The sequence below is a fragment of the Bacillus sp. FSL L8-0193 genome, from assembly GCF_037976065.1.
Lineage (GTDB): Bacteria > Bacillota > Bacilli > Bacillales > Bacillaceae > Bacillus > Bacillus paralicheniformis.
Genome location: NZ_CP150261.1, coordinates 878,761 through 890,946, shown reverse-complemented (window position 1 = coordinate 890,946; position 12,186 = coordinate 878,761). Strand labels below are relative to the sequence as shown.

9 protein-coding genes are annotated in these 12,186 nt (G+C 47.6%); 5 read left to right on the top strand and 4 right to left on the bottom strand.

From position 1 onward, the window contains the following. The 3 genes from MHH76_RS04360 to MHH76_RS04350 all read right to left on the bottom strand — a co-directional run bounded on the left by MHH76_RS04360 (position 1) and on the right by MHH76_RS04350 (position 3,374). Entirely contained in the window at positions 1 to 1,065 is a 1,065-nt protein-coding gene (locus tag MHH76_RS04360; RefSeq protein ID WP_035339200.1) for a Gfo/Idh/MocA family oxidoreductase, read from the bottom strand. After that, a complete protein-coding gene (locus MHH76_RS04355; protein WP_035339202.1) occupies positions 1,062 to 2,171 on the bottom strand; it encodes a DegT/DnrJ/EryC1/StrS family aminotransferase in 1,110 nt (369 codons plus the stop codon). Before MHH76_RS04355 ends, MHH76_RS04360 begins: the two co-directional genes overlap by 4 nt. A 120-nt stretch (positions 2,172 to 2,291) precedes the next feature. Further along, positions 2,292 to 3,374, bottom strand: a complete 1,083-nt coding sequence (locus MHH76_RS04350) for a glycosyltransferase (protein ID WP_031304956.1) — start codon at positions 3,372 to 3,374, stop codon at positions 2,292 to 2,294. 193 nt (positions 3,375 to 3,567) lie between these two features. Here MHH76_RS04350 and MHH76_RS04345 point away from each other — a divergent pair, with 193 nt between their 5' ends. The 5 genes from MHH76_RS04345 to MHH76_RS04325 all read left to right on the top strand — a co-directional run bounded on the left by MHH76_RS04345 (position 3,568) and on the right by MHH76_RS04325 (position 10,027). Further along, positions 3,568 to 5,811, top strand: coding sequence for a glycosyltransferase (locus tag MHH76_RS04345; protein WP_035339204.1), 2,244 nt, complete (start codon positions 3,568 to 3,570; stop codon positions 5,809 to 5,811). Between the two features lie 153 nt (positions 5,812 to 5,964). After that, positions 5,965 to 7,338, top strand: coding sequence for a glycosyltransferase (locus tag MHH76_RS04340; RefSeq protein WP_043054179.1), 1,374 nt, complete (start codon positions 5,965 to 5,967; stop codon positions 7,336 to 7,338). A gap of 66 nt (positions 7,339 to 7,404) precedes the next feature. Further along, positions 7,405 to 8,379, top strand: coding sequence for an NAD-dependent epimerase/dehydratase family protein (locus MHH76_RS04335; RefSeq protein WP_035339208.1), 975 nt, complete (start codon positions 7,405 to 7,407; stop codon positions 8,377 to 8,379). 17 nt (positions 8,380 to 8,396) lie between these two features. Then, complete coding sequence (locus tag MHH76_RS04330; RefSeq protein ID WP_035339210.1) at positions 8,397 to 8,939, top strand: DapH/DapD/GlmU-related protein; 543 nt, start codon at positions 8,397 to 8,399, stop codon at positions 8,937 to 8,939. Then, positions 8,936 to 10,027 (top strand): DegT/DnrJ/EryC1/StrS family aminotransferase, encoded by a 1,092-nt coding sequence (locus MHH76_RS04325; protein ID WP_035339212.1) that lies wholly within the window; start codon positions 8,936 to 8,938, stop codon positions 10,025 to 10,027. Before MHH76_RS04330 ends, MHH76_RS04325 begins: the two co-directional genes overlap by 4 nt. Positions 10,028 to 10,202: 175 nt before the next feature. On the opposite strand, the gene MHH76_RS04320 is transcribed toward MHH76_RS04325, so the two are convergent. Further along, positions 10,203 to 12,128 (bottom strand): NTTRR-F1 domain, encoded by a 1,926-nt coding sequence (locus MHH76_RS04320; RefSeq protein WP_339224054.1) that lies wholly within the window; start codon positions 12,126 to 12,128, stop codon positions 10,203 to 10,205. Between the last annotated feature and the right edge of the window lie 58 nt (positions 12,129 to 12,186).

Here is a 12,186-nt window from a genome sequence, read left to right as displayed (position 1 = left end):
CTATTTATTTTTCATATCAGATGTTTGAAACGAAGAAAGAGGCAGCTGCACCGGCTGCTTCTGCAGCACAGACTGGTAGATTCCAAAAATCGTTTCAATCGCCTTTTTCCCTTCATAACCGTCAACCAATAGTGTGTCTTGGCGCTTGACGGCGCTTATAAAGTTTTGGTACATGGCGGTTTGTTCGCCGCCGAGATCAATCAGCTGCGCCGCTTCTTCAGCAGCATCCTTCTCCCCGTGGATATACCAGCGGCTGATCCGGTTTAATGCCGGGCCTTCCAATGAAATCGTTCCATGTTCTCCAAAAATCGAGAGAGAGCTTCCGATATTGTTTGGCTGTGTGACGATATTCGCTTCTACTACTCCTTTCGCCTGACTGGCAAACGTCAGAACACCGACAGCAACATCTTCCGTTTCTTTTGCTCCGGAACCGCCCAGTATATCTCCGTAAACGCCTTTTACATCACCTAAAAACCATTGCAGCAGATCGATCAGATGTATCCCTTGATTGACCAGCATCCCGCCGTCTTTTTCCCAGCTTCCCCGCCAGGTTGCCGCTTCATAATAAGCGGGTGACCTGTTTAAGCGAAGCGATACTGTGCCTAAGTAGATCCTTCCCAGTTTTCCTCTCTCAATCGTTTCCTTCAGTTTTTTCATGATCGGCCGGTGGCGCATCTGGTGGCAGACCATGAGCTTCAGCCCGTTCTGTTCCGCCAGTTCTATCAGCTCATCGGCATCCTGTAATGACAAGGTCATCGGTTTTTCGACGATGACGTGCTTGCCTGCCTGCAGCGCAGCTTTGGCCATTTCGGCGTGCAGTCCCGAAACCGCCGCAATAATGACCGCTTCTATTTTAGAATCTGAAAGCAGCGCTTGATACTGCTGATAACGGGTCATTCGGCTTTCATCTCCGGCGAAGGAAGCATAGTATTGTTCCGCCTCCTTCATCCGTTCTTCCTGCAAATCACTGACGGCCGACAACTTTGCATCACCGCACCCGGCCAGTGCTTGAAGATGTTTTCTTGACATATAGCCGCAGCCGATTAAACCGAAATGAACCGTCACTTTCCCCCTCCTCCTTTTTTCAGCAGCGCGGAAATAATTTGCTCTTGTTCCTCAGCGGCTAGAAAAGGATCCATCGGAATCGCGAAAAGGGTTTCGGACAAGGACTCGGCTATAGGGAAATCGCCTTTTTTGTACTGCAATGAAGAATAGACCGTTTGCAAATGAAGGCAGCAAGGATAATACACGCCTGAATGAATGTTCTGCTCTTTCAGCGATTGAATGAATTCGTCGCGGTCTTTCGCGCCGATACAATAGAGATGATAGATATGTGTGCGGTCTTCTTTCTCAGCCGGCAGTGTGAGATGCTCCGCCGTTTTCAAACCTTCCCTGTAGCGGCTGGCAACTTTTCTTCTTTGTTCATTCCAGCCGTCGATTTTCTCAAGAAGAATGAGCAAAGCAGCGGCATGTAATTCATCAAGACGGCTGTTGAAACCGATTTTGTCATGGAAGTATTTTTTGCTTGTGCCATGGGTTCTGAGTGTTCTTAATTGCCGGGCCGCATCCGGATCTGAAATCGTCACCATTCCCCCGTCTCCCAACGTTCCTAAGTTTTTTGTCGGGAAAAATGAAAAACAGGCGGCATCCCCGATGCTGCCGACAGGCCGCCCTTTATATGAAGCGCCGAACGCTTGGCAGGCATCCTCAATCACAAGCAGTCCGTGTTTTTTGGCAATCGCCATGATCTCGTCCATATCAGCCGGCTGTCCGAAAATGTGGACGGGAATGATCGCTTTAGTAGCAGGGGTGATCTTTTCTTCTATTTTTTTCGGATCAAGGTTGCAGGTTTCACGATCAACATCAGCAAACACCGGCTTAGCCCCCACCCTTGAGACAGCTTCGGCGGTCGCAAAAAAAGTGAACGGCGTCGTAATGACCTCATCCCCTTTGCCGATACCGAAAGCTTCGAGCGTCAGCACTAATGCATCCGTTCCGTTGGCGACCGCGACCGCTTCTTTTACACCAAGCTTTTCGGCTATTCTTTTCTCCAGCTCTTCAACCTTCGGCCCCAATATATATTGGCCGCTGTCCAACACATGCTCCAACTCTTGTAAAATATCTTGTTTTACCGTTTGAAACTGGCGTTTTAAATTGATTAACGGGATCATCTCTGTTCCTCCTCTAAAATCAAAAAGTTCCAAAATAAGTTATGATGCCTGCCGGTAATTTGGCACGGCTTGATTTTTTTCATAAAAAAAGACCTACTTGTTCAGTAAGTCTTGACCATGCTATTTGTTAATGCCTAATTTCCCTTCCAGCAGCTGTTTGTTATGAAGGACGGATTTGTCATCGGGACGGTATTTTCTCGCCTCTTCATTGTGCTGATACGACTTTTCAAAGTCTCCTAAATTGTAGTAGCACACACACATTTGCAAGTGAGGGTACCAAGTGTAATATGCCGGATAGGTGAAGCTCCATTTATTTGAATCAGGCACCAGTGTTGTCGCCAGCTCATACCAGTAGATAGCGGCATTGTATTCCCGCCGCCGCTGAAAGTTATAGCCGATTCTTGAGCATGTTTCGGCACGAGGCGTTTTGGAAAATTCAAATGACTGGAAGAGCGATCTCAGCTCATTATCCAAGTCGCCGAGAAAGCGGTGGCAGTCGGCTTTGTTGATGCAGGCGTATACTTTGTCTTCAATCCATCCTTCTTTCATTTCAATGTTTTTATTGTAGCTTTCAATTGCTTTTTCGTAGTGTCTGTTTTCTCTTAATTCATTTCCGTAGTAAAAATAGTCGCGCGGGGTAAACGTGTCGCCGCGATCGATCTTCTTTTGGTAAATATTGAGGTTTCGTCCGACAGAGTGGCGGATTTTTTTATGCGTCACAGAGATATCGGCATTGATGATGTTCCCGAATACCTCCAAATATTGATGGCAGTCGCCTTTCCATTTAAAGTTTTTCTCCCTTTTCACCAGGCGGTTGCGGCGGTACCTTAATGTCACATTTCCGAATTCGTCAGTTCCCGCATCATAGTACATGGACACGGAATCAACGGAAGGATCAAGCGTTTCCTTCAACTCTTTTAATTTTTTCTGATCTTCCTCAAGCAACACATCGTCCGCATCCAGATAGAGAATATAATCCTTTGTGGCGTGTTTAAACGATTCATTGCGGGCAGCCGCAAAATCGCCGATCCATTCAAAGAAAAAGACGCGGTCTGTGTAGCGCTTCGCAATCTCTACGGTTTGATCTGTCGATCCCGTATCCACAATGTTAATTTCATCTACAATGTCTTTCACTGTATCAAGGCATCTCGCCAATACTTCTTCTTCATTTTTGACAATCATACATAGGCTGATTGTAACCAAAGCCTTCACTCCCTGAGACTCTTTTTTAAAATCTACCCATAAAATATGAACCAGCAGCTGATCGCGTTTGTGCCGCTGTCACTGTTTTAGCTTTTCAGGCTGTGCCATTTCCGAAGTATTTTTCATAGAACTTTCTTTTCTCGCTTGAATATAGATACTACTAGCGAAAATGTGTTTAACCAGGAGGTTTCAGATGGATAATGAATTGGAATATTTGCTAGACTCTGTTGGGCTTAGCTGGAGAGAAACCGAAATATCCCAACTGATATTTCAACACAAATGGCACGATGCTGCGCAGAAGCTGGAAGAGAGGCTGGAAGCCGCTCCCTTCGATCCCGGCTTACTGATAAGCGCTGCTTTTGTTTATGAAAAAAAGCAGCAGGTTCAGAGAGCGTCTGAATTATATGATGATGCCCTCCTGTTTGTCAGGAGCGAACATCAACATCGCCTCATGAAGGAGAAAGAAGACCTTTTCAAAAAAATGGTCAGGCGTCCAAAGATCATTTTTTTCGTCAAACCGGATTTAGACCGGTTTTTGAATGCTGTCGTTGAGCGCCTTTCCGGAACTTACCGGACCAGAAAAATCGCGGTTCATGATTTGAATCAAATCGACACTGGTATGCAATGGGCGGATATTTGCTGGTTTGAATGGTGCGATGATTTATTGATCCACGGGAGCAAAGTCCCTTCTGCAGCGGCCAAAACATTAATATGCAGGCTCCACAGCTATGAAGCATTTACTTTTTATATTAAAAAGGTATATTGGCAAGCGGTGGATCAAGTGATCTTTGACGGGGAACACATGCGGGAATATGTATTAGATCAAGTTAAATCGTTGAAAAAAGAGAAAACGGCCGTCGTTCCAAATGGAATCAAGTTAGACGAATACACCTTTCAGCAAAGGCAAAAAGGCTTTCATATCGCATATGTCGGCTATATCAACTATAAAAAAGGTCCGATGCTTTTGCTGCAGGCTTTCAAGGCACTGATTGACAAAGACTCAAGATACAAACTGTTCATCGCCGGGACGTTTCAGGACGCCCGCTATCAGTTGTACTTCAAGCAAATGATTGATGAACTCCGGCTGACTGACAGCGTCCAATTTGACGGATGGCAGGATGATATGAATCAATACTTGGAAGATAAGCATTACCTGATTTGCACGAGCCTTCTTGAAAGTCAGCATATGTCGGCCATGGAAGCGATGGCTAAAGGCATTAAACCGCTGATCCACAACTTTTACGGCGCAAAGACGATATACGATGAATCAGTTGTTTGGAATACAATAGATGAATTCGTGGCCATGATCACAAGCGGTGATTATACATCTCTCCATTATCGGTCGTTTATTGAAGAGCATTATTCATATGACCTGAGCATGCGCAAAATTGAAGAGATGATTTCAGGCTTTGCAAAGCAGTCAGAGTTGACGGTTATGCCAAATCCGCCGCTGATTACGGTAGGCATCATCAACTATAATTACAGTAATTTTATTGATGAATGCCTTCAATCCGTTTTAAATCAACTCTACCCTAATATCGACATTCTGATCGTTGACGACCACTCAACTGACGACTCGATGCAAAAAATCAGCAGCTATCAAAAAACGCATCCGCACATTCGAACGATATGCCACAGCGAAAATACAAAACTTCCTGATCTCGCTTTTAAGGAAATCTTCCAAGAGGCAAAAGGCGAATATGTTTTGCTTTTAAGCGCAGATGATTTCCTTCCGCACAATTTGGTGCTCCATGACTTTATGCAGTGCTTTTTTGGAGAAGAGGGATTAGATTATGTGTACGGGGACCTTTTGCTTGTTGATCAACACGGAAAAAATGCAGGGCTGTGGACGTATCAAGAGTATGGCGATGAGGAGCTGGTGAGGACTATTTTTCAAAGGGGCGGCTCAGGCATTGTCCCGATGGTGGGCATGTTTAAAGCATCTTATTATCAGCAAAAAGGCTTTACTTGGCTGGTTGATCCGCAAAAGCCGCTTGCAGGGGATGTGCTGAATTGTTTGGCCAACACGAAGCGCGGCTGGAAGCGCCGCTATTTAAGAAAACCTGTATTGTGCTACCGCCGCCATCAAAACAATATTTCCTACCAATTGCATAAAAGGATTCAATCGCTTGTGTACGTCATCGACTATATTGTGAAAGAATTTGACGAAAGCGTCTATTTTCCCCATATCAAATGGAAGGAGCTTGAGGAAAATCAAAGACAGTCCTTGAAATATTTCAGCATCGGAAAAACCTTTTGGAGAATGGCCCGGAGATACGCACAAAACGGATATACCCGGCATTTAGATCAAGACGCCAAAAAAGAATGCATTCAGCCGCTTCTGGATAAAATGGATGAATACTTCCAATTAAGCCTCGCTTCAGACAATCAGTATGAACGATATATGAAAAATATTAAAAAAATCCAGCTGATATAATGCCTTCCGCTCTGTGGAAGGTTTTTCTCTTATACTCTCGCACAAATACACAGTCATATAGATTCATTTATACGTATGATAGAGCGCACAAAGCGTTTTTATTCTGCCATTAAAAGGAGAAATTGAAAGCAGCGTGATCGATGGGAGGTCATCATGAAAGATTTCAAGTCAGACATCATTCATTGTCTGGAACAAAAAGATTGGAACAAAGCCATGAAGCGCTTAAAAGAGTGGGAAGCCGACGGCTCGCATAACGAGCCCGATTTTTATTTTCTTCAAGCCTCTCTTTCTGTCTATCTCGGCCATGACCATAACGCCTGGCTATGGCTCTGGAGGGGGCTTGACCTTTTTCCTGATAACAGATCTTTAAATCTGCTGATGGGAAAAGTGTGCCTGCGCACCGGAAGGGAAAAAGAGAGCGCGGCCTATCTTCAAAAAGGAGATGGAGCAGAAACCGAAAGCGGGCCAAAGCTTGATCTTCCTGTTCATGAAAAAACCGAGCCTCCGGCTGGGCAAATCCGCGTTTTGCAAGGCACAATGGAAATCGCCAACCAAATGAACACCTTGGCTAAAGGGCTCTCACAGCATGGCGCGCTTGCCCACACTTTAAATTACTATCCTTATTATTTAAATTACGCTGCCGACTACACCTGGTCATTGCTGAAAGAACGCAATACGCCCGCCATGAATGCGAAGCTGAGAAGGCTTGCCAGTGATCTCTTGCCATCCTATGATTTGTTCCATTTTCATTTTGGCACAAGCTTTACGCTGGACATGTCGGATTATCCCATTTTAAAACAGGCGGGTAAACCAATGATCATGCATCATTGGGGCAGCGATGTGAGGCTTTATTCAACATTGGCTAAAACAAATCCATACGCCGTTGTCAAAACGAAAAACGAAGCGCGAATTCGATATCACCTCAAACGAATTTCACAATATGTCCAGCACTGCATCGTCGCCGATATGGAACTTTACGAGTATGTAAAAGACTATTATGAGCATATCCACATGATTCCTACCATGATCCAGCTTGACCGCTATATTCCCGACTACAGGTCAAATGAAAAACCGCTCATCGTTCATGCCCCCACCTCTCCAGGAATAAAAGGAACCCGCCATATCCTTAAGGCGGTGGAGTCTTTAAAAGAAAAATACGATTTTCATTTTCACCTAGTACGAGGGGTTTCTCATGAACAGGCAAAGAAAATCTATCAAAAGGCGGATTTGATCATTGATCAGCTTCATATCGGCAGCTATGGATTATTTGCCGTCGAATCGATGGCAATGGGGAAACCCGTTATCTGTTGGGTCAGTGATTTTATGAAGGAGCACTATCCTTCCGAACTGCCTCTCATAAGAGCAAATCCCGACAACATTACAGAAGTGATTGAAAATATGCTGAAAAACCGGGATATGCTGCCGGAAATCGGCCAGAAAGGAAGAAAGTATGCAGAAGTTCATCATGATATGGTGAAAAACAGCAAAAAAATGCTGGCTGTTTATCAGACGCTACTTTCGGGATGATATTGAACACCTTTCGCGTCGCGGGATTTGTAATTCAAAAAAACGAAACAAGCAGGTGAACAATTGATGAGCGATATGACAGAGTTATCCGGCCAGCATATTTTCATAACTGGCGGAGCAGGCTTTATCGGATCCTCTTTAATAGGAAAACTGATAGAGCGCAACAGCGTCACCGTATACGACAATTTTTCAAGAGACTCCCTCCGGTATAAACCTTACCGGGACCATCCTCACTTGAAAGTGGTGCAGGGAGACATTTTAGATGTGAACACGCTTAAAAAGGCGATCCAGGGAGCCAGCCACATTGTCCACGCCGCCGGCATCGCAGGGATTGACACGGTCATTCAAAATCCCGTTAAAACGATGCAGGTCAACATGATCGGTTCAGCCAATCTGCTAGAAGCGGCTGCAGGTTTAACCGAATGCAAAAGGGTCGTTTGTTTCAGTACGAGTGAAGTGTTCGGCCAAATCGCTTTCAGAGCGCGCGAGACCAGTCATACTGTTTTAGGAGCTGTGGGAGAAGCTCGCTGGACATATGCTGTCAGCAAACTCGCCGAGGAACATATGGCATATGCCTATTTTAAAGAACTGGGGCTCCCGACCGTCACCGTCCGCCCTTTTAATGTTTATGGACCGGAACAAGTCGGGGAAGGCGCCATCAAAACGATGGTTCACAGAGCTCTGTTAGATGAGCCGATTTATATTCACGGCGACGGAACGCAAATCCGGGCCTGGTGTTATGTAGATGACATGATCGACGGAATATTGCGCTGTTTGACGATGAAAGAAGCCATCGGAGAGTCTTTCAACATCGGCAATGAACGGACTGTGATCACTGTATACGGATTGGCAAGCACGATTATCAGAGTTCTTGGATCAAAATCGCAAATCTTCTTTGGAGAGAAAAAAGAAGCCGATATTGAACTTCGCATCCCTCAGGTCAATAAAGCAAAAGAAATGCTCGGTTTCAGCGCAAAAGTAGATCTGGAAGAAGGGATCACAAGAACAGCTGAAAGCATTCGAAAAAATTTGGATCAATAAGAAAGGAGGCGCTTTTGTTGAAACAATGGAAAAGCGAAGGAAAAGGTGAATTTACCCTTTCCCAGCTTGGAGGGTGCGGCGAAAATGTCGTTATTGAAGACGGAGTCCGCATTTTTCATCCGGAAAATATCTATATCGGAGATAACGTTTATATCGGCCATGACACGATTTTAAAAGGCTATTATAAGCATGACCTGATCATCGGCTCAAACAGCTGGATCGGTCAGCAATGTTTTATACACGGTGCCGGCGGGGTTACAATCGGAGAATTTGCGGGAATTGGTCCGAATGTCCGGATACACGCCGCCTACCATACCGATCCTGATATACCCGATAGTACCATTTTGTTTTCGCCGCTTACATTCGCTCCCATTCATATTGAAGAAAACTGCAACATCGGGATCGGTGCGTCTATTTTAGCAGGCGTTACGATAGGCGCCCACTCCAAAATCGGAGCAAACGCCGTCGTCAATCGTCATATTCCCCCGTACAGCATAGCGGTAGGCGTGCCGGCAAAGGTGATCAAAAACCGAAGGATGAAAGATGAGGAGCCCTCATGATCAGATTGATCGAGCCGTATATTACGTTTGAAGAAGTGGAAGCAGAATTAAAAGAAATATTTTCTTCCGGCATCCTGACAAAAGGCCCTTATGTCAGAACATTTGCTGATCATATTAAACAGTATGTAAGTGCAAAGCATGCTTTTTTAACAACATCGGCTACAACGGCTTTATCGATGTGCCTTAAAAGCCTTAACGTCCAACCCGGAGACGAAGTGATCGTCTCAGACTTTTCGTTTCCCGCCACTGTCAATGTAATAGAAGATTTAGGTGCCAAGCCGATTTTTGCCGATGTTGATCTTGAAACATTTAACATGCTTCCAGAAGAGCTGGAAAGTCAAATCACGTCCCGGACAAAAGCCGTTCTTTTTGTAGATGCTCTTGGAAACCCGACAGGTATCACAAACATCAAACACATTTGTGAAGCGTACGGCTTACCGCTTGTGGATGATGCCGCTTGTGCGATGGGCAGCAGTGAATACGGTTGTAAATCCGGAAAAATTGCCGATCTTACCTGTTTTAGCTTTCACCCCAGAAAGCTGCTTACGACAGGCGAAGGAGGGGCAATTACAACCGACCGGGAAGCGTTGAAAGATTGGTTTTCAGTCAAGTTAAACCATGGCGCCGCTATCTCTGACGGCCAATTGGATTTTATGGATTTCGGCTACAACTACAGATTATCTGATATCCAAGCCGCTCTTGGAATCAAACAGCTCCAAAAACTAGATGACATCATTCATCGCAGAAACCTTCAGCAGAAAGCATATAGTGAACAGCTTGAACCCCTCGGATTCCAAAGTCAAAAAATCGGACCTGACGTTGTACACAATACACAATCCGCCGTTTTCAAAATTCCAAAAAACATCGTTCGCGACGAATTGATTCAATATTTGAGCGACTGCCATATAGAGTCGACTTTCGGCACCTATTGCTTAAGCGGCACTACCTATTACCGCCGCAAATACAGACAGATTAAACCCAATTCCATTTTTCTTGAACAAAATACGATCACCCTCCCCTGTCATGACCAAGTCAATGTGGAGCAGGTAGTCTCAGCCATTCAATCATTTAGCCAACGTAAAGTCTAATCAATCAAAAACATCCCTTTCACAAAATAGTGACAGGGATGTTTTTATTCTTAGAAATAAGCAATAGAAAAAAGGCAGTAAACCATAGGTTTACTGCCCCCTGAATCATTCGCATAGCATTCCAGCGAAGTTCCGGAAAAACAAACGGAAAATATTTGCTAATAGTCGTTAAATATTAAGCGCCGGTTGGACCTGTTGGGCCGGTTGGACCTGTCGGGCCAGTTGGACCTGTCGGGCCAGTTGGACCTGTCGGGCCAGTTGGACCTGTCGCTCCGGTTGGACCTGTTGGACCTGTCGCTCCCGTTGCTCCGGTTGGACCGGTTGCTCCCGTCGGACCTGTTGGGCCGGTTGGACCTGTCGCTCCGGTTGGACCTGTTGGACCGGTTGCGCCTGTCGCTCCCGTTGCTCCGGTTGGACCGGTTGCTCCCGTCGGGCCGGTTGCTCCCGTTGCTCCGGTTGCCCCGGTTGCTCCCGTCGGACCTGTTGCTCCCGTCGGGCCGGTTGCTCCCGTTGGGCCGGTTGCTCCCGTTGCTCCGGTTGGGCCTGTCGGACCGGTTGCTCCTGTCGGACCGGTTGCCCCGGTTGCTCCTGTCGGGCCAGTTGCTCCCGTCGGACCTGTTGGGCCTGTCGCTCCTGTTGCTCCTGTTGGACCTGTTGCTCCTGTCGGGCCGGTTGCTCCTGTCGCTCCTGTTGCTCCTGTCGCTCCCGTTGCTCCTGTCGCTCCCGTTGCTCCTGTCGGGCCGGTTGCTCCCGTCGGACCGGTTGCTCCTGTCGCTCCCGTTGCTCCCGTTGGGCCGGTTGCTCCTGTCGCTCCCGTTGCTCCCGTCGGACCTGTTGGGCCGGTTGCTCCTGTCGCTCCCGTTGCTCCCGTCGGACCGGTTGCTCCTGTCGCTCCCGTTGCGCCTGTCGCTCCCGTTGCGCCTGTCGCTCCCGTTGCGCCTGTCGCTCCCGTTGCGCCTGTCGCTCCGGTTGCGCCTGTCGCTCCGGTTGCGCCTGTCGCTCCGGTTGCTCCTGTCGCTCCGGTTGCGCCTGTCGCTCCGGTTGCTCCCGTCGGACCTGTTGCGCCTGTCGCTCCGGTTGCGCCTGTTGGACCTGTTGGGCCGGTTGCTCCCGTCGGACCTGTTGCGCCTGTCGCTCCCGTTGCTCCCGTCGGACCTGTTGCGCCTGTCGCTCCCGTTGCTCCTGTCGGGCCGGTTGCTCCCGTCGGACCGGTTGCTCCTGTCGCTCCGGTTGGGCCTGTCGGGCCGGTTGCTCCGGTTGCGCCTGTCGCTCCCGTTGCTCCCGTCGGGCCGGTTGCTCCCGTCGGGCCGGTTGCTCCGGTTGCGCCTGTCGCTCCCGTTGCTCCCGTCGGACCGGTTGCTCCCGTCGCTCCCGTTGCGCCTGTTGCTCCGGTTGCGCCTGTTGGACCTGTTGGGCCGGTTGCTCCCGTCGGGCCGGTTGCTCCTGTTGGGCCGGTTGCTCCCGTCGGACCGGTTGCTCCTGTTGGGCCGGTTGCTCCCGTCGGGCCGGTTGCTCCTGTTGGGCCGGTTGCTCCGGTCGGGCCGGTTGCTCCTGTTGGGCCGGTTGCTCCAGTCGGGCCGGTTGGACCTGTTGGACCTGTCGGGCCGGTTGGACCTGTTCCTCCGCCTTCTACATCTAATAGTGCTACATCATCTACAATGACATTCGCTGTACCTGCCTGCGGCAAAGTATTAATCAAAATGAAAGCCATAGTAGAGCCAGCTGGAGCTGGGGTCGTCGTTTGATAGACTTCAAGCCATGTATTATTCTCAACAATTGGTAGTCTGTTGAACGGGATATTTAAAAAGAGACCTTGGCCTAGAAAATTAAATGAACTATCAAAATAAGACACTTGAATTTGCACCTGAGGCGATGGAGCAGGAAAACCTTCTTTAGCTAGAGAAACTAAAAATTCCAAACCTTCTCCTGCATCTACTGGAACAAATTGTGCAATAAAAGAAGTAACAGCCCCGCCCAGTAATCTTGCCGACCAAAAACCTGAATGGGAAAATTGAGTTGTGACGGTTGCATTTTGGCCTACCCAGGGTGGAAGTGCCCCGTTTTCAAAGCCGCCATTGACAACCAAATTTTGGATCGACATCTAGGATTTTACCTCCCTTTCACTAGATTAGCCTCAATTCTCTTTTCAAGAATGAAGC

Bases quoted from the DNA above. Each gene is read 5' to 3' on its own strand.
- MHH76_RS04355 (WP_035339202.1), bottom strand. From the start codon at position 2,171: ATGATCCCGTTAATCAATTTAAAACGCCAGTTTCAAACGGTAAAACAA.
- MHH76_RS04345 (WP_035339204.1), top strand. From the start codon at position 3,568: ATGGATAATGAATTGGAATATTTGCTAGACTCTGTTGGGCTTAGCTGG.
- MHH76_RS04340 (WP_043054179.1), top strand. From the start codon at position 5,965: ATGAAAGATTTCAAGTCAGACATCATTCATTGTCTGGAACAAAAAGAT.
- MHH76_RS04335 (WP_035339208.1), top strand. From the start codon at position 7,405: ATGAGCGATATGACAGAGTTATCCGGCCAGCATATTTTCATAACTGGC.
- MHH76_RS04325 (WP_035339212.1), top strand. From the start codon at position 8,936: ATGATCAGATTGATCGAGCCGTATATTACGTTTGAAGAAGTGGAAGCA.
- MHH76_RS04320 (WP_339224054.1), bottom strand. From the start codon at position 12,128: ATGTCGATCCAAAATTTGGTTGTCAATGGCGGCTTTGAAAACGGGGCA.